This is a genomic window from Natronolimnohabitans sp. A-GB9 (assembly GCF_030848565.1).
Taxonomy (GTDB): domain Archaea; phylum Halobacteriota; class Halobacteria; order Halobacteriales; family Natrialbaceae; genus Natronolimnohabitans.
Genome location: NZ_JAVDDV010000033.1, coordinates 1 through 23946 on the forward strand (window position 1 = coordinate 1; position 23946 = coordinate 23946).

The 23946-nt window shown below is 62.3% G+C and carries 26 protein-coding genes; 10 read left to right on the forward strand and 16 right to left on the reverse strand.

The features are described from left to right. A partial coding sequence (locus RBH26_RS19940) for a sugar phosphate nucleotidyltransferase (protein ID WP_306760113.1) occupies positions 1–198 on the reverse strand: 198 nt, incomplete at its 3' end. A gap of 380 nt (positions 199–578) precedes the next feature. Here RBH26_RS19940 and RBH26_RS19945 point away from each other — a divergent pair. Together RBH26_RS19945 and RBH26_RS19950 are read left to right on the forward strand one after the other, a co-directional pair. Next, complete coding sequence (locus RBH26_RS19945; protein ID WP_306760114.1) at positions 579–788, forward strand: hypothetical protein; 210 nt, start codon at positions 579–581, stop codon at positions 786–788. A gap of 414 nt (positions 789–1202) precedes the next feature. After that, positions 1203–1469: a winged helix-turn-helix transcriptional regulator gene (locus tag RBH26_RS19950; protein WP_306760115.1), complete on the forward strand. Its 267-nt coding sequence runs from the start codon at positions 1203–1205 to the stop codon at positions 1467–1469. A 58-nt stretch (positions 1470–1527) separates the two neighbouring features. Here the strand turns inward: RBH26_RS19950 and RBH26_RS19955 are convergent, their stop codons facing one another. From RBH26_RS19955 to RBH26_RS19965, 3 genes are all read right to left on the reverse strand, one after another. Next, a complete protein-coding gene (locus RBH26_RS19955) occupies positions 1528–2538 on the reverse strand; it encodes a GNAT family N-acetyltransferase (protein ID WP_306760116.1) in 1011 nt (336 codons plus the stop codon). Positions 2539–2540: 2 nt separating this feature from the next. After that, positions 2541–4166, reverse strand: a complete 1626-nt coding sequence (locus RBH26_RS19960) for an alkaline phosphatase family protein (protein WP_306760117.1) — start codon at positions 4164–4166, stop codon at positions 2541–2543. Positions 4167–4370: 204 nt separating this feature from the next. Continuing rightward, complete coding sequence (locus tag RBH26_RS19965) at positions 4371–6176, reverse strand: DUF87 domain-containing protein (RefSeq protein ID WP_306760118.1); 1806 nt, start codon at positions 6174–6176, stop codon at positions 4371–4373. Positions 6177–7287: 1111 nt separating this feature from the next. Between RBH26_RS19965 and RBH26_RS19970 the strand changes: the two genes are divergently transcribed. Both RBH26_RS19970 and RBH26_RS19975 read left to right on the forward strand, forming a co-directional pair. After that, positions 7288–8133: a ParA family protein gene (locus tag RBH26_RS19970; RefSeq protein ID WP_306760119.1), complete on the forward strand. Its 846-nt coding sequence runs from the start codon at positions 7288–7290 to the stop codon at positions 8131–8133. After that, complete coding sequence (locus tag RBH26_RS19975; RefSeq protein ID WP_306760120.1) at positions 8126–8542, forward strand: hypothetical protein; 417 nt, start codon at positions 8126–8128, stop codon at positions 8540–8542. The genes RBH26_RS19970 and RBH26_RS19975 overlap by 8 nt, the downstream gene beginning before the upstream one ends. Before the next feature lie 34 nt (positions 8543–8576). Here RBH26_RS19975 and RBH26_RS19980 read toward each other — a convergent pair whose 3' ends face one another. The 5 genes from RBH26_RS19980 to RBH26_RS20000 form a co-directional block, all read right to left on the reverse strand. Further along, entirely contained in the window at positions 8577–10538 is a 1962-nt protein-coding gene (locus RBH26_RS19980) for a DEAD/DEAH box helicase family protein (RefSeq protein WP_306760121.1), read from the reverse strand. A 78-nt stretch (positions 10539–10616) separates the two neighbouring features. Then, positions 10617–11513 (reverse strand): hypothetical protein, encoded by an 897-nt coding sequence (locus RBH26_RS19985; RefSeq protein WP_306760122.1) that lies wholly within the window; start codon positions 11511–11513, stop codon positions 10617–10619. A 209-nt stretch (positions 11514–11722) separates the two neighbouring features. Continuing rightward, positions 11723–13462, reverse strand: coding sequence for a secretion system protein (locus RBH26_RS19990; RefSeq protein ID WP_306760123.1), 1740 nt, complete (start codon positions 13460–13462; stop codon positions 11723–11725). Positions 13463–13466: 4 nt separating this feature from the next. Continuing rightward, positions 13467–15419, reverse strand: coding sequence for a type II/IV secretion system ATPase subunit (locus RBH26_RS19995; protein ID WP_306760124.1), 1953 nt, complete (start codon positions 15417–15419; stop codon positions 13467–13469). A gap of 31 nt (positions 15420–15450) precedes the next feature. Continuing rightward, positions 15451–15915 carry a hypothetical protein gene (locus RBH26_RS20000; protein WP_306760138.1) on the reverse strand — a complete coding sequence of 155 codons (465 nt, stop codon included), beginning with the start codon at positions 15913–15915 and terminating at the stop codon, positions 15451–15453. Between the two features lie 262 nt (positions 15916–16177). Between RBH26_RS20000 and RBH26_RS20005 the strand changes: the two genes are divergently transcribed. Then, positions 16178–16729 (forward strand): hypothetical protein, encoded by a 552-nt coding sequence (locus tag RBH26_RS20005; RefSeq protein WP_306760125.1) that lies wholly within the window; start codon positions 16178–16180, stop codon positions 16727–16729. Between the two features lie 35 nt (positions 16730–16764). Here the strand turns inward: RBH26_RS20005 and RBH26_RS20010 are convergent, their stop codons facing one another. Further along, entirely contained in the window at positions 16765–18993 is a 2229-nt protein-coding gene (locus tag RBH26_RS20010; protein WP_306760126.1) for an AAA family ATPase, read from the reverse strand. 111 nt (positions 18994–19104) lie between these two features. Between RBH26_RS20010 and RBH26_RS20015 the strand changes: the two genes are divergently transcribed. Continuing rightward, positions 19105–19239 (forward strand): hypothetical protein, encoded by a 135-nt coding sequence (locus RBH26_RS20015; RefSeq protein ID WP_306760127.1) that lies wholly within the window; start codon positions 19105–19107, stop codon positions 19237–19239. Between the two features lie 60 nt (positions 19240–19299). Here RBH26_RS20015 and RBH26_RS20020 read toward each other — a convergent pair whose 3' ends face one another. Continuing rightward, positions 19300–19545: a hypothetical protein gene (locus tag RBH26_RS20020; protein WP_306760128.1), complete on the reverse strand. Its 246-nt coding sequence runs from the start codon at positions 19543–19545 to the stop codon at positions 19300–19302. Between the two features lie 2 nt (positions 19546–19547). After that, positions 19548–20030: a DUF5796 family protein gene (locus RBH26_RS20025; RefSeq protein ID WP_306760129.1), complete on the reverse strand. Its 483-nt coding sequence runs from the start codon at positions 20028–20030 to the stop codon at positions 19548–19550. 213 nt (positions 20031–20243) lie between these two features. Here RBH26_RS20025 and RBH26_RS20030 point away from each other — a divergent pair, with 213 nt between their 5' ends. Together RBH26_RS20030 and RBH26_RS20035 are read left to right on the forward strand one after the other, a co-directional pair. Further along, complete coding sequence (locus RBH26_RS20030) at positions 20244–21116, forward strand: shikimate kinase (protein WP_306760130.1); 873 nt, start codon at positions 20244–20246, stop codon at positions 21114–21116. Further along, on the forward strand, positions 21113–21436 hold the full coding sequence (locus RBH26_RS20035; protein WP_306760131.1) for a chorismate mutase: 324 nt from the start codon (positions 21113–21115) through the stop codon (positions 21434–21436). The genes RBH26_RS20030 and RBH26_RS20035 overlap by 4 nt, the downstream gene beginning before the upstream one ends. A gap of 276 nt (positions 21437–21712) precedes the next feature. Here RBH26_RS20035 and RBH26_RS20040 read toward each other — a convergent pair whose 3' ends face one another. Next, positions 21713–22066, reverse strand: a complete 354-nt coding sequence (locus tag RBH26_RS20040; protein ID WP_306760132.1) for a type II toxin-antitoxin system PemK/MazF family toxin — start codon at positions 22064–22066, stop codon at positions 21713–21715. Then, positions 22063–22302, reverse strand: a complete 240-nt coding sequence (locus tag RBH26_RS20045; protein ID WP_306760133.1) for a hypothetical protein — start codon at positions 22300–22302, stop codon at positions 22063–22065. Before RBH26_RS20045 ends, RBH26_RS20040 begins: the two co-directional genes overlap by 4 nt. Before the next feature lie 226 nt (positions 22303–22528). Between RBH26_RS20045 and RBH26_RS20050 the strand changes: the two genes are divergently transcribed. Together RBH26_RS20050 and RBH26_RS20055 are read left to right on the forward strand one after the other, a co-directional pair. Beyond that, entirely contained in the window at positions 22529–22813 is a 285-nt protein-coding gene (locus tag RBH26_RS20050; protein WP_306760134.1) for a ribbon-helix-helix domain-containing protein, read from the forward strand. Beyond that, positions 22806–23090 (forward strand): type II toxin-antitoxin system RelE/ParE family toxin, encoded by a 285-nt coding sequence (locus RBH26_RS20055; RefSeq protein WP_306760135.1) that lies wholly within the window; start codon positions 22806–22808, stop codon positions 23088–23090. The genes RBH26_RS20050 and RBH26_RS20055 overlap by 8 nt, the downstream gene beginning before the upstream one ends. Positions 23091–23197: 107 nt before the next feature. On the opposite strand, the gene RBH26_RS20060 is transcribed toward RBH26_RS20055, so the two are convergent. Both RBH26_RS20060 and RBH26_RS20065 read right to left on the reverse strand, forming a co-directional pair. Further along, complete coding sequence (locus RBH26_RS20060) at positions 23198–23590, reverse strand: type II toxin-antitoxin system VapC family toxin (protein WP_306760136.1); 393 nt, start codon at positions 23588–23590, stop codon at positions 23198–23200. After that, positions 23587–23847: an antitoxin VapB family protein gene (locus RBH26_RS20065; RefSeq protein WP_306760137.1), complete on the reverse strand. Its 261-nt coding sequence runs from the start codon at positions 23845–23847 to the stop codon at positions 23587–23589. Before RBH26_RS20065 ends, RBH26_RS20060 begins: the two co-directional genes overlap by 4 nt. Between the last annotated feature and the right edge of the window lie 99 nt (positions 23848–23946).

Genomic DNA, 23946 nt, shown 5'->3' on the forward strand with positions numbered 1-23946 from the left:
CGTGCCGAAGTAGTCGCGGACGGTCTCGCCCTCGTAGCCGATCACGAGGACGACCTCGTCGGCGCCGGCGTCGACGGCCGCATCGACTGTATGGGCGGCGAGCGGTCGGTCGGCGACCGGTAACATCGGTTTCGGTCGTGTCGCAGAGAGCGGTCTAATCCGGGTGCCTTCACCGGCAGTGAGAACGACTGCTTGCATCGTCGACTGCTACCCCGATCCGCCGGATAATTATCCGGCTGTTACAGTTTTCCCATCACTACCGATCGTATATGCTGTGTAATAAGTGTCATACAAATGACCAGTATCGATGTATTTGTTCGACTGTCGGTCGTTCCAAAACGGTCGCCGACCACTTGCGACGCGGTCGGCAGAGACGGCCGGTCGAACCCGGCTGTCGACCCGGTAAAACAGCTCATTAACGCCAGGAAATATTGAATTTCTGCTGTATTGAACGGTAACACTGCCGATCGCCGAACTGTTTCTAGACGGCAGTTATCGAGACTGGTCGCCGCCGGACCCGTTCTCGACCATTATTATGCAGTCTATAGTAAATACCCTTCTGTGGTTACGAGTTGGTGATGTCGACGGAACCATCCGATGCGAAGTGGACTCCCATGACGTCCGGCCAGCAAACGACTGCTCCCCGCTGTGTTAACTGTGGTAACCAGGTCACTCGGCAGTTCGCTCGTGTTTTCGGAGACAATCGCGACGTCGTTCACGCCTGTCCCGACTGTGCAACGTACCGAGAGATGAAGACCTCCGATTTCATTCCTGAAGATAAGCGATAGCGTCGTTCGTTCTGAAGGTACCGTTCTAAATCGTCGACGACGTCCCCAGTAGCGTTGTCTCCGCTCGTCGCGGCGCCAAGCGATTGCTCGTGACGTGTTTGCACGGTGTCGATATCGGCGACGGTTCGAGTCCGCTATCGTTACAGCAGTCCGTCTGAGGCGTTGCACTCGACGCCGTTCGACCCGTTCCGTTTCAGGCGGACTCCCGTCACACTGCCGGACAGCAGTCAGTATACTGTTTTCCAGCTGTTTCAGTGCTCGAACGGCACGTTAGTCGCTCCCTATCGTTTTGAACTGTCGCTATCGTATATGTGTGCCACGCGTGTTGGCCCCGATGAAAATGGAGACATCGATTACGGACTCGATTGCCGACCGTACAGCGCGACTCGAACCGCCAGGAGCCCGACGACTGCTATGAGTGCTACCGAATCCGACCCGGAGGTCGATACCGAAGAGTCGACGGGCGAGCCCGTGCTGACGGAACTGCCACCGAGCTCGAAACTCGTCTACAAGGTCCTCGAGTACGAAGGGTCGATGACCCAGGAGGAGATCGCTGACGAGTCCCGGCTCTGTGCTCGGACGGTCAGGTACGCACTCGGGAAACTCGAGGACGAGGAGCTGGTTACTAGTCGAGTCTATCTCGAGGACGCTCGTCAGTCGAAGTACCGCATCGCCGACTGATACGGTCTACTATCGTCAGACCGTTCGCGTTTTCGCCGACACGCTTCGACGATGGACGCTACCGCAGCTTCCGGTAGCGATCGACCATCAGGTCGATCCCGAACGTGCCCGACGTGATCTTGTAGTGGGTCTCGAGACGCGGATTGAACTTCGCCTTGTAGCGGTTGATACTTGGAACGCCTGCGCCGACGAGGTCGTACCGTTCCAGTCCGTCGTGGAGTCCATCGCACATTACGTGCCAGTCGAGTAAGTCGTTGATCGGGATGTCGACGTCGGTGTCGGGCTTGACGCCGCCTTGCCATCGGTAGCGAGCCCGCTCGGTCTCGACGACGAGAATACCACCGACGAACTCGCCGTCGACGCGACAGACGTACGGTCGAATCGATCCATCGGGGAGCTGTTCGTAGACCGCTCGCGCGAACGACGGGTTGAGCTGGAACGATCGGCCCTGGCTCTCGTATCGCTTTGCGACCTGGTCGACGATCCGCTCGACGTCCTCGCCGTTGCCCTCTTCGATGACGTAGCTGTCCTCGTCGGCGTTTCGAATGTTGCTCCGTGCGTCGCTGCTGAACCGTTTCAGTAGTTCCTCTTCGGAGACGTCGAGATCGACGACGTAGGTGTAACCCGGTTCGACGTCGTACTCGTTCCAGATAAACGGCCGGACGTCGTCGAACTCGGCAGTGACGAACCTGGCGTACAGCGGCGAAATCTCTCGGTCGATGTAGGTGAGACAGCCCTCGAGAAACCGTTTCGTCCGCCGATCGGCCTTTCGTTGTTTGAGTTTGTCGACGTTGAGCAACGCCGGGCCGAGATAGCTCGACCACGAGAACGGCGCTGGCGAGAACGCGCCGGTGAGTGGCCCCTTGCTGTACTCGAAGACGGGAAAGATGCCGACGGCTTCCTGTCCCTTGAAGCCGGCCAACAGATGCAGCGTCGTTCCGGTGTCGTCGGCCTGGAGACGGAGCGCCTCGGCTCGATAGAAGGGGTTCGTGCCGTCGGATCGTTCGACGTATCGGTTCCACTCGTCTGCGTCGGCTTCTGGATCTAGCGTTGTGACCTCGATGCTCATTGTTAGAGATACCCAAGATCGGAGAGTCGGTCTTCGACAGCCCTGTCGTCGGTCGCGCTGATCGGATCGGCCTCGTAGTCCGGATACGTCGCTTCCGTGCCATCGTCGACGACCGGCAGCGTCGTGCCGTCCATCTCGGTGTCGATCGGGACGTCGAACAGCGTACAGATCGTCGGTGCCACATCGAAAATCGTCGCGCCCCCGAGAGCGACCGACTCGTCGAAGTCGCTGCCCGCGGCTGCGACGATGCCGGTTCGCTTGTGGTTCCAGGGCTCCATCGGCTCGCCGAACTGGTCGACGCCGACGTCGGCGGAGATCGCGTTGTCGAACGCCGCTGGCACCGTCACGATGTCTGGCGCTTTCTCGACGTGTGGGCCGTCGAAGTACGTCTCGCGGGGAGCGACCTCGTCGAACACCGGCTCCCTATCGGGAGTTCGAACGTTCGAGAGCTGCTCGATGAGTTCGTCCCGAACGTTCTCGTACTCGGATTCGGGAACCTGGCCGTTGGGTTCCCGCCCCTCCAGGTTGATCCGGATCCCGAGTTCGCTTTTCGACCGGACGTACGCCTCCGACTCGGGGAAGTCGACCTGTTCGCTCGCCGCCCGGATCATCTCGTTCGGAACGCGCTTGCCGATCGGCTCTTTCAGGCCGACCGTATCGAGCGTGTTTGCCACGCGTTGTGTGGTAACCCCGAATTTCGCGGCGACGTTCATCGCTTTCTCGAGGACCCCCTCCTCGTGTTCCCCGGCGCTTTCACCCTCGAGCAGGTCGTTTTGCCACGACGTCGACCAGTCCGGCATCCCCTCACCGCCGCTTTTGGCCTCGAGGCGACCCTGCTCGCGGAGGAACTCGTTGACCCGGAACTCGTGGCCGGTCACCGTTCCCATCCCGTGGTCGCTGACGATCAGGACGTTCTCCGGGTCGGTCTCTTCGATCGTCTCGGCGACCTGTTCGTCGACCGCGCTGTAGACCGCTTCGATGGCTTCCTTGTCTCCCGGCCGTTCGTGAAAGACGGAGTCGGTCAACTGGAACTGGAGAAAGCCAAACTCGGGATCGATCCGTCGACAGAGATACCGGAACGCCGCTCCGCGACACTCGATCGTCCGTTCGTATCCCTCGATCGATTCTTTCGGCGTGTCGGTGCTCTGGGGATAGACGTGGTAGTCGCCACAGGCCATCTTCACGTCCTCTAGAATCCCCTCGGGATGACAGGGCGGATCTTCCGGCGCCGTCAGTCCCGGGATCAGGGCGCCGTCGAACTCCCGTGGGGGGTGAGTGACCGGCAGGTTGACGACGACGCTCGAGAGGCCGTGTTCACTGAGCAGTTCCCACACCGGTCGCTCCCGAACGTGTGTCGAGTTGACGACGTCCCAGTCGTAACCGTCGAAGGAGAGAAAGTCGTAGACGCCGTGTTTGCCCGGGTTCTTTCCCGTATACATCGAGGGCCAGGCGCTTGCTGTCCACGGCGGGATCTGGGACTCGAGCGGGCCGCTGGTCCCGGTCTCGAACAGCCGTTCTAACGTCGGGATTTCGTCCGCCTCGAACAGTGGCTCGAGTATCGGCCGACAGCCGGCATCGAGCCCGATCACCAGCAGGCGGAGATCATCTTCGTCAGTCGAATCTCCCATGGCCGGAGTAGTTGTCCCACCCCGGTTTTGTTATTGGACTACTGGATCGCTGTAAGCTATGGCTGCGATCCGGACACCAACCGACTCCGATCACGTGTCCGTCCCCGTAAGCAGTGGTTGTCTGCCTCTGTCCGCCGGCCGCAAGCGACGCTTCGAGATCGTTCGCGGGGATCCCACCTACGGCGTGGCGTCGCGACCGACTGCTCACTGCCTGCTGTCCGGCAGTACAACCCTCGAGCGAACGTCGTCGCTGAGCGCGTACGTTCGCTCGGCGGGCCGGTCGAGGACGTCTTCGGTCCGGAGTTCCGAGAGCAGACTCTGGACGGCGATCGTCGAGCGGCCGACGTCGTCGGCGACGGTCGTCGTCTCGAGGGGTCCGTCTCGTGCTAACACGGCGAGCACCTGCCGTGCCGTCGTCGCCGTACACCGGGACTGTCCGCTCGCCCGCTCGAGTCGCTCGTCGATCCACTCACCTGTGAACTCGTCTGGGGACGGTGATCGCCCGGCCGTAGCCGCCGACCGGTCGGACTGCGGGTCGTCGATTCCGTTCCCCTCAGTTCGCTCTGCAACTGCGGTATCGACGTCTCGTCGGTCACGCCTTCCCGTGGTATCGGGGCCGCCGAGTGTCCGTTCGGTGGTATCGCGTTCGTTGATCCGTTCGAGTTCCGTTTTGATCGACGTGAAGCCGAACTCGACGTCGTCGCCGCCGGCACGGACGATATCATCAGGTTCCGACTCCGTCGCGGTCGGTTGCGATGGGTCCGAGTTGGGCTCTCGAATCCGCTCTCGGAGGCGCTCGTTTTCCGCGCGCAAGCGTTCGATCGTCTCTGTTCGTGACTCGAGATCCGCTTCGAGGCTCTCGATTCGATCCGTTTTCTCCTCGAGGCGTTCTCGGAGTTCGTCGGTCTCTTCTTCGAGGTCGACGATCTCGTCGTGGAGCCGGCGCAACTCTTCGTCGCTTCCCCCGCCCAGTTGCGTCTGGACCGTCTCGGATCGTGTAAGCGCGTCGGCCATCTGTTTGGCTGCCGAGGAGACGTCACGTGCTGACTCGAGTTCGTCCTCGAGGGTCTCGATGCGTTTTTCTTTCTTCTCGAGTTCTGACTCGAGTTCCCGAATGCGATCCTGCTCGCGGTCCGTTCGCTCGGAGATCTCCTGGAGTTCGCCGACGAGCGCGTCGGAAACCGACTTGAGTTCGGGCCGCTCGAAGTCGTCCAGTCCGGGCGTCGCGCCGGCGTCGAACGTGCGCTTGCGTCGGAACTGTACCTTCCGGACGTCGACGTCGGTCCAATCGGTCTGGACGAACGCCTGCCCATCGTCGAGGTCCGAGACGAGTTCGGCGTACTCGGTGTCGATGATCCGGCCGACGACCTTCGTATCGTTGTCCCAGGTGAGCCGGTGCCAGACGAGCCAGTTTGCCTGTGTGATGAAGTCTTTCTTGACGTCGGCCGGCCGTTGACTGATTCCCAGAATGCCCAGGCCATGTTTGCGCCCGCGCTTGCTGATCTTGATCAGCAGGTTCCCCGTCTCGCCGACGCCGCCGCCTTCCGGAATGTACTCGTGGACCTCCTCGACGACCAACAGGAACGGCTTCTTTAACTTCTTCTCCTTGACGAACAGTTGGCGAGCGACCTCCCGGAGGAGTTCGTCCGCCTCGTCTTCGTCGAGATAGCCGGAGACGTCTAAGATGATCGGGACGTTCTCCTCTAGGGCCAGCGTCGCCATCTGCTCTGCGTGTTCCGGACCGATCTGAATGTCACACTCCTCGTCGGCGCCTGCGTGAAGCATCTCGTACTCCTCTTTGAGCCCGTAGTACTCGCCGTCGGTATCGACGATCAACAGCGGGTAGCCGGCCTCGAGGAGTTCTTCGGCGATGACCGACGCCGTGTTCGATTTCCCCGATCCCGACTTCCCGGTGACGAAGCCCCGACCAGTCAGCAGTTCGACCACGGGAAGCCACAGCTCCGAACCGTCGTCGGTCTCGCCGACGCGGATCTCTCGTTGCTCGCTCACCGCAGTCCCACCTCGAGGGAACACGACGCGTTCATATATCAGTACACTTCGAACACGGACTCTTGAATATTGGCCTCGAGAGACCGTTCGGATCGTAGTAGTTGGTACGGATCGCTGTCTGTCAGTTCCGTCACATCCACAGCAGGGTCGCGGTCGTGCCGAGACATGTTGTATCAGTTGTGGTGTTTCCGCCTGTCTACAGACACACCTCTGGAACAGTTTCCACTGTTTCCACTGTGTAGAATGTCTACAATGCGTAGACATTCGAGACAGCGTTGTCTCGACGCCGGTGACGACCTCCCGATCCGGTTCGGTACGGACTGGTCGACGGACCCAAAGAATGTTCACACCGTGTAAAAATTCTCCACAGTTCACACTGTGTCAAATGCGATCCAGGGGTCGGTGCCGATCCGTGCGCTCGGTACGGGCGACCGTGGCGACTGTAGACCGTGTGCGCTGTCGAGACGGTTTCCACATCGTGCGAAGAGTACACTGCTTACACTGTGTAGACAGTTCGAACTGTCTCATTTTGATCGCCACCCTCGAGTACCCGCCTTTGAGACACTGAGACTCGAGTTTGGAGTCGTTTCTACGACACTGTGTACACATCTCATCTAATCACCACCTCTCAAACAGTGTAGACTGTTTAGAATGTGTAGACTGTCCCCGATACTGTTAAGTCACGCTAGTTTGATGATAGGCGTGTCACTCGTCGCGTCCGACCGAGTCGACTCACGCACGATGTCCCCACTGTCTCCACTGTGTCGACCGTCCACACCGCGAGCACCGTTCACACCGTCGATGGGTCGAGAGCTGTCCGAGCACATCGCACTGTCCACACAGTCTACACTGTTCAAACAGTTTACCCGGTTCGAACTGTCTACACTGTTTCCACAGTTAGCACGCTCCCGGGATCGAACCCCGTTCGCTCACCGCGTTCGCACCGACTCCGTCGACGGTACTTGGCGACTGTGGAGCGTGTGTCGGTCCGGTAGCGAACGGTCACACGCTCGAGACGGTCTACACATTCTACACTGTGTAGGCGGTGGGGACGGTCCTCGGCGGCGAAACGATTCACGCCGGGCGACTCCGACTGTGGTCGGACGCGGCGATGGAGGTATACAGAATGACAGCAACCCCACGTGCCGTCAGCGTCGCCCTCCAGAAGGGCGGCGTCGGTAAGACGACCATCGCGATCAACCTCGCCGAACGGCTCGCCAACCGCGAGAACGACGTCTTGCTGATTGACCTGGATCAGCAGGGCAACGCCACCGAGGGCGTCGGTTTGCACGACGCCTACTCGAGCGACGTCCACATCGGCGACGTCTTAGAAGACGGCTCCGAAACGACCCTCGGCGAGGTGATCCGATCGACCGACGCGTTCGACGTCCTCCCGGCCCACGAGGACTTGGATAGCGTCGAGAACAGTATTCGCAGCGCGACCTTTGGCGAGTTGTGGATCCGAAACGAGATCGTCGATCCCGTCCTCGGCGACACGTACGACTACGTCGTCGTCGACTCGCCACCGAACCTCGGCCCACTCGCGGACGCGTCGCTGATCTCGACACAGAACGTCATCGTCCCGCTGCGAATGAGCGAACCCAGCGTCAGCGGCTTCGAACGGATGTACACCCAGCAGATCGGTCCGATCCGCAAGGAGATCGACCTCGATATCCTCGCGATCGTTCCGAACTCACTGGCCGGCGACAACGAGGAAAAACGGATCATCGGCGACCTCGAGGATTCCCAGTTCGGCGAGTACCTCCCGCAGTTTGCCCGCTCCGACCATTTCGACGATCCGGACTCTCCAGGCCCCGGCCTGCGCGAACGGATCGCGTTCCGTCGCGCGTGGCGCGAGGGTGTCCCCCTCGCCGAGTACGATCCGGAGAGCGATATGCTCGATCGACTCGACGAACTGGCCGCGGTCGTCGAACGCGGAGGTGTCGCCGATGCCTGACGACAACCGGTTCGCGGGACTGCGCGAGGCGGTCGACGAACCCGACGCCGAATCAGACGAAGCGCCCTCGAGCGAGGCCGATTCGACGACGGAGATCGAGTACGAATCGGCCGTGACCGACTCCGAAACGGACGCCGGTTCGGAACCCGATGAGGCGGATTCCGAGTCGACTGATCCCGACGATCCGACCGCGTTCCCCTTCGACGCAACCGAGAAGAAGACGGTGTACGTCCGCCCGGAGACACTCGCCGACCTCGAGGACGCGCAAGCGTTGGTAGACGCGCAGTTGCGAACCGACCACGACGTTCGCGATCTGACCGGCCGGGAGTTCTACGATGCTGTCTTCCAACTCGCAGCCGACGATACCGACGGACTGATCGAAGCGATTCTGGAGGCTCGCGACGACTGATACGGACTGCCGTAGCTATCCGCCGACAGTGTCGCTACTGCGTCTCGGATTCTCCGTCGCCGTCTTCATCATCCCGTCTGTCCTCGTTGCTCTCGTCTCGGTCGACGGCTTGCTCGCGGATCGTCATCCCCTTGCGCCCGAGGTGCTGGAGCTGTTTGCGGGCGAAGTCCTCCTCGCGGGTGCCACGGGTCGCGAGCACGTAGACTAACGCGCCGCCGGCGGGACGCATCGTCCGGCCAGCCCGCTGGGTCCCCTGTCGGCGCGACCCACCGAGTCCGGACGCGACGATCGCCAGATCGGCCGTTGGGAGGTCGATTCCCTCGTCGCCGACCCGCGAGACGATCAACAGATCGCGCTCGTTGCGTCGGAACTCATCGAGCAGCCGCCGGCGTTGGTGGTGGGGTGTCTCGCCGCTGAGAAACGGGACGTCCAGCGCAGCCGACAGCTCCTCACCCTGCTCTAAGTAGTCGACGAAGATCAGTGCCTTCGAGTCGGGATGGGCCGACAGCAGGTATCGCACCTCGTCGATCTTCCCTCGGTTCTTCGCGGCGATCCGGTACTTCTCCTGGCCGTCGGCCGAAGCGTAGGCGTTGCCCTGTTCTTCGTCGCCCCACGGAACGTAGCGGATCTCGAGTTCCGGTTCGGCGACGAAGCCGGCTTCGAACAGCGCCTCCCAGTCGGTGCCGATCGGCGGCCCGACGAGGGTGAAGATCTCCTTCTGGCGGTCGTCTTCCCGGATGGGACTGGCCGAGAGTCCGAGTCGATGGCGTGACTGGAGATGCGTACTCCGCCGGTAGACGTCCGAGGGGACGTGTTGACACTCGTCGAAGATCACCAGCCCCCACTCGCGGTCGTCGAACAGCGAGCGGTGGCGATCCATCCCCGCGATCTGGTAGGTCGCGATCGTCACCGGGCAGACGTTCTTCTGGCCGCCGTGGTACTGGCCGATCTGATGGGGTCCGAGGGAGGTGTACTCGAGGATCGTATCGGCCCACTGCCGGGCCAGGTCCCGACTCGGAACGAGGACGAGCGTCTCACCACCGACGTGGGCCATCGCGCCCATCGCGGCGACTGTCTTCCCGCTTCCCGGCGGGCCGACGAAGACGCCCTCGCCGGCTTCCGCGAAGCGATCGACCCAGGTGCGCTGGTACTCACGCAGGCTGACCTCGAGATCGATCGGCAACTCCTCGCCGGACTCGAGTTCCCGGTGGTCCTGTACTGGATAGCCTGCCTCGTAGAGAATCCGTTTGATCGCGGCTTCTGACCCCTCTCGGACCCAGTCTTCGGTGTCGGAGATCGGTGCGTGGACGTGTTCCTCGTCGAGTTTCTGGCGGGCGACGTTGCCCATCATTTCCGGACTTTTGGCCTCGAGGACCGTGTAACCGTCCTCGTGGGTCGTCAGCCGGAACTGGTGGGCCCGGTCCCACTGGCTCTCGACCCACTCCTCGAGCGCGTCCGACCGTTGCCCGAGTGCCTGACGCATCGTCCGGGCGAGGGTCTCGAACGAGTCGTGGGGTGCCTGCCAGATGTCCTCCGGCCTGACGACGTACCGATACCCTTGCTCGCCGTTCGTGTCCGCGAGGTGGGCGAACTGCGAGAGCTGTGCGCGAGTGAACTGATCCGGCTGATCGACGACGATTTCCCGACGTTTCGGAAAGACGATCACGCGCTCTCGATCGGTGAGATCCTCGAGTTCGCTCGGATACCAGACGACCGGGTCCGGCTCGACGGAGAGGCGTTCGACGTCACCCCGAGATTCGAGGCGTTCGAGGGCTTCACGGGCTCGATCCTGAGAGATCTCGAGTCCACGTGCCAGCGCCGCAGCCGTAAGCACGGGCCGGCCTGCCGTCTGGGACGCGTCGTGGAACTCCGCGAGCGTGAACTGGTCGGTGTCCTGCTCGTCCGTTTTGACGTCGTCGGTGACGGTATCGGCCGCCGGATCGCCGGCCTGGCGCTGCTCGTCACCCGTCGCGTCCGAAGAACGTTCGTCGGTCACTGGAGGTGCTAACGGTGATGGGAGTAAACCGATTTCGTTCGGGTCGCGTCTCGACTTGGCGTGTCACAATCCGGCGTGTCACGCCGTTACGACCGTCACGCGGTACTCGCCGCCGCCGGCGTGATCTGCGATCCGTGCGGCCGCGTCGGCCGTGTCGCCGACGACGGCGCCGCCGTCACAGATCGTCCGAAACTCCCCACCACCGATCAGTTCCTCACTGCACTCGAGCGTTCCGTCGGTGGTGACGTCGACCGTTATCGGGTAGTCGAGTGCGGTCGCGATGTCTGGCTCGTCGTCCACGATCGCCACCTCCTCCGTTCGCCGCGACCCGTCCGTCGGAAGCGTTTTCCTTTCGCGTGCTGTCTCGCCGCCCGAGAACCGACTCCCGGTCAGCTCGATCTCGAGGTCGGTCGCCGACGCGGCCGTGTATCGAACTGTCACTTCGGACGCTGTCCGATGGGAGAGGGCCTCGTCTTTTCTCGTCGAGCCCTCGACGGCGACCGATGGTCCGGATTCTGTCTCGAGGCTGAGCGTCCGGACGGCCAGTTCCCCGTCTGCAGTGTGCCAGTGGCCACTCGTCTCCTCGTGTGCATCGACGAGGTCGGCGAGGAACGCGCCGTCGGGATCGTCACCGCCGTACTCGTCGTCGAGGGATGCTCCGTGAGCGATCCGCTCGAGGGAGTCATGGCCCATCACGGGAACGACGCGGCCGTAGGCGATACTCGCCCGCGTCGTCCCGTGCTCGTTTCGGAGTGCGACTGTCGTCCCGTCGATCTTGACCCGGGTTGCGTCGTGCTCGTAGGTGCCGCTGGCGTCGGTCGTGGCGCCTGCCGTTCGTTCGATCGTGTTCGCGGCCTGCGGTGCGTCCGGTGGCGGGCCCGCCGGTAGTCCGATGGCGACGACGCCGACCCCCAGGCTGACGAGACTGACGGCCAGCCAGACGTACCACGCGTCGACGGGTGCCTCCACGTCCATGCACCCGGTTGCTGCGGTTTCGTATTTGAATGTCAGCGTGTAGCTGATACTGCCGGGAAGCAGTCAGTGAGCAGTCGGCCGCGAATTCGCGGCCGATCGTTGAATAGTGCTGTCCAGCAGTATGACTAGTGGCGGTCCACGCCTGAACTGATGGGTCGAATCCTGCGGTGTCGTCCGATTCGACCTATCAGTCGACGGTTGGAACGGTACTAGAGGAAGAGATCGATGACTGCCACGGTTACGGTATACAACACCATCGAGGATGTGAGCGCACGACCGACGTGGTAGCCGATGAGCGCCCGGTCGACGCCGTGTCGAAGCGCGATCGAGAGTGGCAGGAGAATGAAACACAACAGCACGAGATAGACACCGACGACCAGCGCAAGCGACTCGGCCGAGAACGTGGCTGCGTCGAACTCGCTTTCGGTGAACGCGTCTTCCTCGGTCATCATCGCCGCCATGCCGACAGTAGCTCCGGCGACGAGCGGGGCGAAGTAGGCCGCCGTGCTGTCGAGCGTCTCCGTCACTTTCGCCAGGTTTCGCTTGGTCTCGGCTTCGACGTCTGACAGCTCCTCTAGGTGATCGGCCATCGAGACGATCGCTCGCCCGGCGGGCTTGCCCTCGCTCGAGGCGATCGAAAGCAACGCTGCCGTCCCACGCGCACGTGGACTGGGGACGTCTCTGAGCGCGCCGTAGGGGCCGAGGAAGGCCGATTCGACGCCGACCTGAAGCCGACGTTGGACGCCGGCCGCATGCTCGAAGACGGTACCCGTCTCGCCCGGGACGCGGTCGGCTGCGAGCTCGACGGCCGACTCGACGGATTCGCCGTCTGCGACCTGTCGACCGACGATGTAGAGGGCGTCGGTCAGGTGTTCCTCGACGTCGCGGACGTAGTGTCTCACCGTGAGAATCGGTCGGTAGACGGCGAGCAACGCGACGCCGAGACCGACACCGACGGCGACGATCGGTGCGAGATGTCTGGGACCGACTGTGGCCGTTATCGTGTAGCTAGCGATGCCGGCGAGGACGCCCCACAGTCCACGCAGCCAGAGCCTGCCGGGGACGTCGGGATGGGTGTGACCTACCGAGGGTGGCGGAAACGCGACTGGCCGGCGAACGAGCAACCGAAGCCCGACTGCAACGAGACTGGCCGGAAGCACGACGTTGTACAGGAGGATCAGCATCCAGATGTTGACCCGAAGGCCGACCATCGGAACGGTCGGCACGAGCGCGATCAGTGCCAGCGGAAGCATGACGCCGAACGCGAACAGCCCCGTCGTCGGGGCGCGGATCGACGCAGTGAAGTCAGCCATCCGGCTCCGCGTTCCGTCGAGGATCGCTGCGAGCGATCGATCCAGCGTCCGGGAGCGTTCGCCTGCCGGTGCGTCCTGGGCTGCTGCGAGCAGATGGGCCGAGCGTCGAAGTGCCGGGAACCACTCAGCCCACTCCTCGGCAAACGAGAGCATCCCCGTCCGCGGCGTTCCCACCGATCGATCGACGTGTGCCGCGAGACTATCCGAGAGCGGTCCCGTTCCGGTATCGGCCGCGAACCGAACGGCGCTCTCGAGTGCCGGCTGGATCTGCATCCGGAGGACGGCACGGCCGACGAGGTTCGGCGTCTCTCCGAGCGCTTCCGTTCGTCGGAACGCCGCCTGCAGTCGCGGGAGCGATCTGACTGTGTAGATCGCGGTAGCCGGCGTCACGAGGAGGAAAAACAGGGCGACCGGGGGCGGAACACCGACTGCTGCAAGCGCCAGTGGCGGGACCACAGCGGCGATACCGGCTCCGTACCCCGCCCGGACGATCGTCTCGGCGTCGTGTGGCGAGTCGACGAACGACAGCGCGTCCTCGAGGTCTGTGGGCGTCTCCTTGACGGTCGCTGGATAGAGCGCGGCGAGCGACCGTACGAGTGTCGCCAAATAGCCCTCCGCGCTGGATTCACGTCCCATCCGTTTACGCGCGTTCGGGCGATCGCCGGTGTTCGGCATAGGTCTCCGCGACGTCTCGAGGGCTCGTTCGACCGTCGGCTGCGAGGGAGTCCAACCGGTTTGCCCGCCTCTCGAGGGCCTGGCGAACGTCGGCGTACGTCTCGGCCGGGCCGGCGAGCCGATCGACGAGTCGGCTCTCACCGCGGTCGATCCTGCCGGTCGGAGCGGCCCGTTCTCCCTCGAGTTCGTACAGCGGCTCGAACCGGTGGTCGTCGCCGTCGCCGATGACCTCCTCGATTCTGGCGAGCCGTCGCGTGCGGCCTTCTGCTGTCCGGTAGGACTGAACGGTGACGATCAGATCGGTGGTTCCAAACGAGGAGGGGGCGACACCGAGATCGGAGACGACCCGTTCGTAGACGTCGTCGGCCCCGTCGCCGTGGATCGTCCCCAGGACCGCGTTGGCGTTGGCGCCGACTCGCATCGCCTCGTAGAGCACGCAAGCTTCCGCACCCCTGATCTCGCCGACCACGAGCGCGCCGTCGCCGAGCCGAAGCGCCGTTCGTAGCGCCGCTTCCGGTGTGATCTCCGGATCGTCTTCGCCGCCGGTCCGAAGCGCCTGTACGTCACGGCCGACCGACTGGAGTGCATCGACGGGTAGCTCGGGTGTGTCCTCGAGAACGACCGTCCGCGTCTCCGGCGGGAGTTCGTACAGCAGCGTGCCGAGCAGCGTCGTCTTCCCCGCGCCACGGGTTCCTGCGATCAACGTGGCGGCGTTGCGCTCGACGGCGATCGACAGCAACGCCGCTGCGTCGACTGGAACGGTTCCGTTCGCGACCAGTGCGGGAAGCGTGAATCGATCGTCTGCCCGCTTCCGGAACGCGAACGCTTCGCCCTCGCTGACCGGCTCAGTGATGCCGGCGACTCGCAGCTCGGGGCCGCTCATGAGCGTCGCCGTCGCGTCGACCGTTGGGCTCGCTCGCGAGAACGCGCGGCCGCTGGTCCGCCGTACCCGAGACGCGAGCGCTTTCGCGCCGTCGCGCGTCAGGTAGACGTTCGTCGCCATCGATTCGCCGTCGACGACGACGCGAAGCGGGTTCTGTGAGACCGGCGCCGTCACGTACACGTCGGACAGCCGCGGATCGGCGAACAGGTCCTCGAGAACGCCGTAGCCGCTCGTATGCTTCGTGAGGACGCCCTTGAGTACCGGGTTCGGCGGCTCGTCGGATACGTCCTCGAGCGCGCGTTCGGCCGCCCGCTCGCCCTCGACGTCGCCTTCGGCGATCGCCTCGTATCCTTCCAGAAGCCGCGTCCGCTCTTCGTTCGAGACTGACAGATCGACGATATCGAGAGCGTACTGGGGAACACCACGCTGGCGCTCGTAGATTCGGACCTCGCTACCCGTCTCGAGGCCTCGCACGTCCCGTAGCCGAGCGTCGTCGGGAACCGTCGGATCGAGCCGGTAGTGTCCGATCGTGAGGCCGACCGTCGGTGACAGTACCGACTCGTAGCCGTCGACCGACTGCACGATATCGACGAGCTTCGACTCGCTCTCGAGGTCGGAAGCGCCGGTGACCCGTGACTCCAACTCGTCGACGACCGAAAGCGGATCTCGCCGCACGGTCGACGCGAGCCGTTCGTTTCGGTCGTCGATCCGGTCGACGAATCGTCCGGCCGCAACGAGCAGTTCGACGCCGCGTCCGCGGTAGCGATACTCGAGGCCCGTGTCCCGAGCGACGATTCGGTTCGCGTCTCGATCCGCGAGCGTATCGACGACCCGCTGTCGACAGTCCGGTGCCGTCGCCAGATTGCCGTCACAGCCGTCCGCGTCGACGACGAGCGTTTTCCCGTCGACGGAGACCTGACACGAACACGCGTTCGACGGATCGTCGTCGTTTCGGCCGATACCGTCGAACACGCCGGCGACGTCGAACTCGCCGATAGCCGCTCGAAGGCTTCCGACGGTCCCTTCTCGAGTCATAGCGACGCTGGTCGCGTGATCCGATATAAACTCACGCCTCGCTCGCGACGACGACGGCATCGCCGTCCGGATCTGCCCGGAGTGTGAGGGCGAGCCGTCGCTCGCCGGAGCCACCGAGTTCGACGGGCTCCGTAGCCGCCGGATCGTCCCAGACGATCCGCTCGTCGATCGTTCTCTCCCGCGTCGTTCCGTCCTCGAGGACGTACCGTGCAGTGCTGAAGTCGCCACGCTCGTGGGGGACGATTTCGACGTGATCGACGCCGGTCGTCGTCATCGAACGTGTCGGCAGCGTCACCGTCACGACGCGCTGTGGGTTCGGATGCCCATCGGGCGAGAGTTCGTCGGTCGCCGCAAGCGACGTCGCCGCCTCGTCGAGCGCCGCGAGATCACTGTCGAGCGTTCGTTCAGTGTTCAGCGTCGCGGCGTGATCGATCGCCGGGACGGCGATTGCGAGCAACGCGACCGCGAGGATCACGGCGAGGACGTACCGGATCACGGCTACGACCGTCGCGACCACACTGGGCCATCACGTTCGTCACCGTGTTTCCGTTTCTCGAGCCGTCCTGCGCCCTGACTGCCAGGAAACATAGCAGCTTCTCGTTGCCCGATCCGGTTTCAATGCTCGTGTCGACTGCCTCGCTTGTCACACCGTGGCGGTCGGTCTCGCCCGGGCGTGAACGAACTCGAGCGCGACCCTGTCTCTCATACTTAAATTGTGGTTCTGTAGTTTAAGTCGAAAGCAGAAGCCAACGCAGGGTATGGATTCGACCCGATCGACGGCTGGTGACGTCGACAGGAAGCACCGCTCGCAGAACTCGTTCATCCGAGACGACCGTGCGATCGAGGGGTTGCCGATTCGATTAGTGATCGCACTGGTCGTCGGCGTCGCGGCGCTGGCGCTCATGCTGAACATGCTCGGCGGTATCGGTGACGTCGGCGATACTGAGGTTACCGTCGAAATCGAGGACGACGAACTCATCGAGGCGGATGAAGACGGCGAGGCAGGAGAAGTCAAAGTCTCGGTGATCGACGAAAACGGCAACAACGTCGAGAACGCGACGGTGATCGCGACCGCTGCCTCGGCCCAACTCGACGGCGTCGTCGAGGCCAGAACGGGTGAGGAACCGAGCTCGCTCTCGGGCAGTTACGATCTCGAGGATAACGAAGCCGTTCTCGATTTCGACGGCGATCAGAGCCTGCGGGCCGATCAGGACATCGGCGAGATCGAACTCGAGGTCATTCCGCCGTCGGACAGCAACTACATCGACGAACAGCCCAACCCCGAGATTCGAGTCGTCTCGAGTTTCTGAACCGAGCCGTGGCTGGTGATCTCCCGACTATGATCTCAGATCGTCGACTCGTCGTCCGTCCGCGCCGCCTCGAGATGGCGCCGCTCGATAACCACCTCGTCGGCCCGTTCGTTGGCTTCGTCGGGGTCGTACGCGTCGGCGACTTCACGGATCGCCTTCATCGAGGCGGTTCGGACGAGCGCCTCGAGATCTGCGCCCGTATACCCCGCTAACTCCGCGGCCAACGCCGCGATGTCGACGTCGTCGGCGAGTGGTTTCCCGCGGGTGTGGACCTCGAGGATCTTCTCTCGAGCCTTCCGATCGGGCTCCCCGACGAGCACGTGCGTATCCAGGCGCCCTGGTCGTAACAACGCGGGATCGATCTGGTCCTTGCGGTTAGTCGCGGCCAGTACGACCAGATTGGGATTCTCGCGCATCCCGTCGAGTTCGGTCAACAGTTGCGAGACGACGCGTTCGGTAACTTCGTGACCTTCGCCGCGGGCGGCAGTGATCGCGTCGATCTCGTCGAAAAAGACGATCGAGGGGGCGGCCTGCCGGGCGCGTTCGAACACCTCGCGGATCGCCTTCTCGCTTTCCCCGACGTAGCGGTCGATTATCTCGGGGCCGTCGACCCGGACGAAGTTGACGTCGGTTTCGCCTGCGAGCGCGCGTGCGAGGAGGGTTTTCCCTGTTCCTGGCGGACCGTACAACAGCACGCCCGACGGTGGATCGGTGTTGGTCTCCTCGAAGAGTCGATCGTAGGTCAGCGGCCACTCGACGGATTCGCGAAGAGTCCCTTTGGCGTCCTCGAGGCCGCCGACGTCCGAGAAGTCCGTCGTCGGCGATTCGGCGACGTACTCACGCATCGCTGACGGCTCGACTGAGGCGAGCGCGCTGTCGAAGTGGGCCTTCGTGACGGTTGGATCGCGGTTCCACGCCTCGCGTTCGTCGGTGTCGGTCGGCCGGTCTCGAATCGCGGCCATCGCCGCCTCGCTGACGACCGATTCGAGGTCGGCGCCGACGAAGCCATGCGTTCGACGGGCGATCACCTCGACGCTGACGTCGTCGGCAAGCGGCATCCCGCGGGTATGGACCTCGAGGATCTCCTTGCGTCCTTCTTCGTCAGGGACGCCGATCCCGATCTCGCGGTCGAATCGGCCACCCCGGCGGAGCGCGGGATCGATCGAGTCGACCCGGTTCGTGGCGCCGATGACGATCACGTTGCCGCGGGCGTCGAGACCGTCCATCAGCGTCAGTAACTGCCCGACGATCCGGTTTTCGGCGTCTCCCTCGTCGTCGCGCTGACCGGCGATCGAATCGATCTCGTCGAAGAAGACGATCGTCGGCGCGTTCTCCTCTGCCCTGTCGAAGACCTCTCGGAGTCGTTCTTCGGACTCGCCTTTGTACTTCGACATGATCTCCGGCCCGGAGATCGTCTCGAAGTTGGCGTCGACCTCGTTGGCGACCGCGCGAGCGATCAGCGTCTTCCCAGTCCCGGGTGGCCCGTGAAGCAAGACGCCAGCAGGCGGCTCGATACCGAGACGCTGGAACAGCTCCGGCTCCGAAAGCGGGAGTTCGATCATCTCACGGACGAGCTCGAGTTCCTCGTCTAAGCCGCCGATATCCTCGTAGGTGACGCCGGATGCAGGTTCCGCGTCGGCGTTTGCACCCGTCGCCTGTGTCCCGGACGCTGCCGATTCGTTCGCGTCGCCGTCGTCGCGTCCGCTCTTTCGACTGGAACTCGAGACATCGCTTCGCGCCGATTCCGTCTCGCCGCCAACGATCCGGACCGTCGTCGTACTCGTGATTCGGACGTCGCCGCTGGGGTCGGTGTCGGTGACCTTGAACGGCCCCTGTCCGAGCCCTTCGATGCGGATCTGTTCACCAGCTCGGACCGGACGATTCCGGAGCGTCTTGGCGGCTTTCCGTTCGGGAGTACCCTGTCCGGTGGCGGTAAACGACGGCGGCGCGGACAGCGTGACGCGATCCGCTTCTGGAATCGTCGACGTATCCTTCGCTCGGACGGTAACCGTGTCGCCGACGTGGACGCCGGCGTTCGCTCGAGTGTCTCCGTCGACCTGGATAACGTTTTCCGGTACCGATGGGTCTGCCGGCCACATCTTCGCGACGGTCGCCCGGCCGCCTTCGATGACGACGGTATCGCCGCTCAGAACGCCGAGTTTCCGTCGCGCTGGCTCCGGAATCCGTGCGACGCCGCGGCCCGCGTCTCGCTTTTCTGCGGCTCGAACCGTCAGCGAGACGCCGTCCGAATCCGACTGGCTCATGACCGTTCGTTTCTCCCGCGTCGCCTTGAGAATTGTCCTGCTCGCATCGACGGAGAGACCTACCGACACCGGACGCAAACGCATTTCGGTGTTCACAGTGAACACCACCCTATGGTAGTCCAGACCGAGCGTGACGACGCGACCTGGTGGGAGTGTGAGACGTGTGGACTCCTGTTCGACGAGAAGTCGGACGCGGCGGAACACGAAAAGCGGTGTGACGACAGCGACCCGTCGTACATCCAGTGAGACGGGCCGCTGTCGGTCAGTTTCGACGCACCCGAAACCGGGTTGCGTTACAACCGCCAGTCACTCGAGTCGCTTGCGGTGCTCAGCGGCGAGTTCACGCGCTCGCTCGAGCGTGTGGGCCTCGTCCCAGCGGACACGGTCGGCATCGCCGTAGGCGAGTGCCGTCTTGAGTTCGTCACGCAGGACGCCGTGACCGATCGACTGGACCGTCCCCGACGCGTCACCGAGTTCGTAGACGCCGGGTCGGTCCGGCGCGCTGGCGACCGTCTCCCGATCGAGGTCGCGCCACGGTTTCTGTAGCGGCATCGTCACCCCCAGTCGGTACGGCTCGTGTCGTCGTTTTCGGTACGGGAGGCGACTTCGTCGGCGTCCGCGACGAGTTCGTAGGCGTGTTCGCTCATCTCGTCCTCGGCGAAGACGAACACCCGTCCGTCGACGACCGACAAGTCCGCCTCGACGCGGATCGAGTACGCCTCCGTCGTGACGGTAACGCCGGGGAACAGCTCTTCTTCGTCGTCGCTCTCGAGCATTACCCGTCCGACGCCGGTCGACTCGAGGATGTCGTCGTGTGTGTTGCGGTCGTTGACGTAGGTCATGACACCTTCGACGCCGTCGGGGTCGGTGACGAGGACGTGAACTTCCTTGCCAGGAGGCGTTTTGATCGACTCCTCGACCGGTTTCGGAGGACCGTGGTAGAATACTTCGCGGCCGTCGAGATACTGGACGACGACACCGCCCTCGACCAAGTCGACACCGATCGTACTAGGTGCGACGTTGTTTCGCGCGCTCATTTGGCGGCTATTCGAGCGGATCGGGGAAAAACGGTCTGTTCCGTCGCTATCGGCCCCTCGGGGCGGATGGAACAGTGTTCCGCCGATGAGACACGATTTCACACGATTCGGACCGTCTACCGGCCACACGAGACGATCGTGTTTGGAATCGGCTGATCGACCGAACTCGACGAGACCGTCAGCCGTAAATACACAGTCTGAGAGAGTGTGATCATGGACGGCCGCGCCGTTGCCCCTGCAGCCGGAACGGTTCTCAACGCGCTTGCGACTGGAACCGGGTCGGCGTTTGCGATCGACCTCGAGACGACAGCGACGGTCGAACTCACCAGCGATGGCGATATCGACGCCGAAATCGCCGGACGACCGGATGCTGATACGACACTCATCGAGCGCTGTGTTGCACTGACGATCGAGGAACACGCCGCGGATGCGGGGCTCGATGCGTCGACAGTCGGCGCACACGTTCGAACCGAGAGCGACGTTCCGATGGCGTCGGGCCTGAAGAGTTCGAGCGCCGCGGCGAACGCAACCGTGCTCGCGACGCTCGACGCTTTCGAGATCTCCGATGCCGTCGAGCGGATCGACGCCTGTCGACTGGGCGTTCGGGCGGCCCGCGACGCCGGCGTCACCGTGACGGGCGCGTTCGACGACGCCAGCGCGAGCATGCTCGGCGGCGTCACGGTAACCGACAACGAGACTGACGAACTACTCGACCGCGGTGAGGTCGAGTGGCACGCATTGGTCTATACACCACCCGAGCAGTCGTTCAGCGCCGACGCCGACGTCGAAGCGTGTACCCGGCTCGCGCCGATGGCCGATCTCGTCGCCGAACTGGCCCTCGATGGGCGCTACGGCGAGGCGATGACCGTCAACGGCTTTGCCTTCTGTGGTGCCCTCGGTTTCCCGACCGGACCGATGCTCGACGCCTTGCCCGACGTGGCCGGCGTCTCGCTGTCCGGGACTGGTCCCAGCTACGTCGCTGTCGGCGAGCGAACGACTCTCGAGCAGGTCCGTAAACAGTGGGAAACACGCGATGGAACGACACGATTACTGGAGACGCGAACAGACGGAACACAGACGACATGACTCGAGAACCCGAAACTGCTGACGACGGAACCACGACCCGAACACCGGACGAGATGAGCCTCGACGAACTGCGCGAGGAGATCCAATCGATCGATCGCGAGATCGTCGAACTGATCGCACAGCGAACCTATGTCGCCGACACGATCGCACAGGTCAAAGAAGAGCAGGGCCTGCCCACCACCGACGAAGAACAAGAACAGCAGGTGATGGACCGTGCCGGCGAGAACGCCGAACAGTTCGACGTCGACGCCAATCTGGTGAAGGCGATTTTCCGACTGCTCATCGAACTGAACAAGGTGGAGCAAAGGGATAGTAGATAGCACTAAGTGGGTTTCTAAGCGCGTGTAGCGCCCAATAAGCGATTGGAAATCTTCCGGTTGCTGTTCAGTTGGTTCGTGTTGAATGGTTTGAGCAGTAGACCGATCACCAGAACCAGCGGACACTACACGTGCAAACTGCTCGCTTCGCTCGCAGTTTCTGAATCGGCCGGCGCAGTGTTCGAGACGCGCGACAGCGCGTCTCTCTGCGGTACGGCGAAGACACCGCGAGCGTAGTGAGCGGTAACTGAGCCGTCTAAACTGATCACAGCAGATACGTCAGTCCAGTCCGAGACTTAGTTTCAACGCCCCGTCCACCGCCTCCATCGTCTCCCCGTCGAGGCTTCCAAGCACCGAGTGAATCCGCTTTTCGATAGAAATGACACGAATCTGGTCGAGGCGGATCGAGGAATCTTTCTCGAACGGCGACTCCGCTGCTTCGACGAGAACCTCGAACGGATAGCCTCGATACGTTCCCGTCGCAGGTGCGACAATAGTTGTACTGGCGTTTTCGTTCCCGACGTCATTCTGGACGACTACTGCGGGGCGAGTTTTCTTCATCTCGTGTCCTTCCGCAGGATCGAGTCGAACGATAACGACATCACCGCGACGAATCTCCGTGCCTTCGCTCATTTATCCAGTCCGCCCCACGCTTCATCCGACGCTTCGTCCCACTCGTCCACAAGTTCTTCCGCACTCTCAGAAGCCTCGCGATACGCGGCAGCCAGTTCATTTTCGTCTGGCTGGTCGGATTCTACTTCAACGACGGCGACAGTTACGCGCTTGTTCGCGTATTCCGTCCCGAGATAGATTCGACCTCGGTCGTCGGTCTCGTTGGTTTGGAGGTCTCGCGCATCCACTTTCGTCATGCTCTCAACTAGATTCTACTGCTGGATAAGCTTTGCCCACTATTACCCACGGCAGCGATTTCAACGAAGCGTACTATGGATTTTGTCTATCTGAACAAGGTTGAGCAGCGCGAGAACAGGTAACAACCGGCACTAATTTCACGGATCTACTACTGTTCCTCCTCGTCACTAGCTTCAGCGTTCTGACGCCGAAACACCTACAGTAACACGCACGTAATACAAGCGTATGTCCGAAGCGGCCACAAACAACGGCGACGACGAGATTGTCACGGTGAACTTCAAAGTTACACGGTCGTTTCTCAACGAGATCGAAGACACGTGGCAAGGACGAGGATTCAACAGTCGGAGCGAATTTATTCGGTATACCTTACGCGATGCCGTCGAAAACCCTACGTTCGACCGCGATGAACTCGTTGCGCTCCTCAAAGCTGAAGAGGACGTTCGTGAAGAACGGACGATGAGCGCCGAAGAAGCGCGCGAACGCTTCGGCACTGACGACACGAATGAGTGACGACGGGTGGGCGTGGGAACTCGCATCGAAAGCACAGGACGACCTCGATGCGCTCAATCCGAACGAACAGCAACGCATTATCGACAAACTCGACGAAATCGTCGATTCTCCGTGGCGCGACCCACCAGACTATGGCGAACCGCTCCAGAACAGTCCACGCCGTAAGGTACGTATCGGTGAGTACCGTCTTGCAGTCACGTTCGATCAAGACGAGTACCGATTGGTCGTTGCTCGAATCAAACGTCGCGGCGGCGCGTATACCGCTGACGACGACTGAGTGGATGAACCAGAACCCGGTAAAGTAGGCGAAATCTGTAACATCAGTCTAAGACCTGAACAAGATCGAGCAGCGCGAGAATAGGTAACTCCTCACGCGGTCAGAGCCTAGTAAGACCGTACTTCGAGGGTGTCGATTCGTCCAAAGTGCTTGGTGTTTCTCGTGATAAGTGGTTCATCGTTGAGAATCGCAGTCGCAGCGATAATACAGTCTTCTCGCTCAATCCGTTCGCCGCCATCGATTAGCTCACCGGAGAGTTTTCCCGCTTTTCGCATCACAGTGTGGTCGGCACTCACGACGTGCTTCGTTTCCAGTATCTCGAGAATTTGCTCTTGCTTCGTATCCGGTGTTTGAGACCGAGCAACGCCCTCGTAGAGTTCCAAAACCGTTACGGAGGACACTTTTTGTGGTCGTGACTCTTTTTTGACGATATCGAGAAGTCGTTTTGCGTTTTCGTCACCGCGTAATATGTCGATAATGAACGATGTATCTTGGATCATTCCGACGTCTCGTCGTCAACAGCTTCGTCCAACGCTGCTGTGAGGCGGTTACTCCGTTCTCTAGATCTCGTTCGACCCTCCTCGATAGCGGCCTCGAGGTCTGTCGCCTCGTCATCGGTGAGAATGCCTGTCACCTCGTTCCACGATCGTTCTCCTGCAAGGCGCTTGACGGTTTCACTGAAGCTTTCCCCCTCTTTTTTTCGGGCCTTCAGCCGCTCGTAGGCCTCCTCGTCGAGTGAAATCGTTTTCGTCGCCATCGTAGTACACAGTACTACATGCACGCTTAAAAACACTGATGCGGTGCGCATTCGTTTAGCCGAACACTGACCCAACGTAGCGAAAAGTCAGTAAAGTAT

Coding starts and splice junctions, on each gene's coding strand:
- RBH26_RS19945 (WP_306760114.1), top strand. CDS start 579: ATGTCGACGGAACCATCCGATGCGAAGTGGACTCCCATGACGTCCGGC.
- RBH26_RS19950 (WP_306760115.1), top strand. CDS start 1,203: ATGAGTGCTACCGAATCCGACCCGGAGGTCGATACCGAAGAGTCGACG.
- RBH26_RS19955 (WP_306760116.1), bottom strand. CDS start 2,538: ATGAGCATCGAGGTCACAACGCTAGATCCAGAAGCCGACGCAGACGAG.
- RBH26_RS19960 (WP_306760117.1), bottom strand. CDS start 4,166: ATGGGAGATTCGACTGACGAAGATGATCTCCGCCTGCTGGTGATCGGG.
- RBH26_RS19970 (WP_306760119.1), top strand. CDS start 7,288: ATGGAGGTATACAGAATGACAGCAACCCCACGTGCCGTCAGCGTCGCC.
- RBH26_RS19975 (WP_306760120.1), top strand. CDS start 8,126: ATGCCTGACGACAACCGGTTCGCGGGACTGCGCGAGGCGGTCGACGAA.
- RBH26_RS19985 (WP_306760122.1), bottom strand. CDS start 11,513: ATGGACGTGGAGGCACCCGTCGACGCGTGGTACGTCTGGCTGGCCGTC.
- RBH26_RS19990 (WP_306760123.1), bottom strand. CDS start 13,462: ATGGGACGTGAATCCAGCGCGGAGGGCTATTTGGCGACACTCGTACGG.
- RBH26_RS19995 (WP_306760124.1), bottom strand. CDS start 15,419: ATGACTCGAGAAGGGACCGTCGGAAGCCTTCGAGCGGCTATCGGCGAG.
- RBH26_RS20005 (WP_306760125.1), top strand. CDS start 16,178: ATGGATTCGACCCGATCGACGGCTGGTGACGTCGACAGGAAGCACCGC.
- RBH26_RS20010 (WP_306760126.1), bottom strand. CDS start 18,993: ATGAGCCAGTCGGATTCGGACGGCGTCTCGCTGACGGTTCGAGCCGCA.
- RBH26_RS20015 (WP_306760127.1), top strand. CDS start 19,105: ATGGTAGTCCAGACCGAGCGTGACGACGCGACCTGGTGGGAGTGTGAG.
- RBH26_RS20020 (WP_306760128.1), bottom strand. CDS start 19,545: ATGCCGCTACAGAAACCGTGGCGCGACCTCGATCGGGAGACGGTCGCC.
- RBH26_RS20025 (WP_306760129.1), bottom strand. CDS start 20,030: ATGAGCGCGCGAAACAACGTCGCACCTAGTACGATCGGTGTCGACTTG.
- RBH26_RS20030 (WP_306760130.1), top strand. CDS start 20,244: ATGGACGGCCGCGCCGTTGCCCCTGCAGCCGGAACGGTTCTCAACGCG.
- RBH26_RS20035 (WP_306760131.1), top strand. CDS start 21,113: ATGACTCGAGAACCCGAAACTGCTGACGACGGAACCACGACCCGAACA.
- RBH26_RS20040 (WP_306760132.1), bottom strand. CDS start 22,066: ATGAGCGAAGGCACGGAGATTCGTCGCGGTGATGTCGTTATCGTTCGA.
- RBH26_RS20045 (WP_306760133.1), bottom strand. CDS start 22,302: ATGACGAAAGTGGATGCGCGAGACCTCCAAACCAACGAGACCGACGAC.
- RBH26_RS20050 (WP_306760134.1), top strand. CDS start 22,529: ATGTCCGAAGCGGCCACAAACAACGGCGACGACGAGATTGTCACGGTG.
- RBH26_RS20055 (WP_306760135.1), top strand. CDS start 22,806: ATGAGTGACGACGGGTGGGCGTGGGAACTCGCATCGAAAGCACAGGAC.
- RBH26_RS20060 (WP_306760136.1), bottom strand. CDS start 23,590: ATGATCCAAGATACATCGTTCATTATCGACATATTACGCGGTGACGAA.
- RBH26_RS20065 (WP_306760137.1), bottom strand. CDS start 23,847: ATGGCGACGAAAACGATTTCACTCGACGAGGAGGCCTACGAGCGGCTG.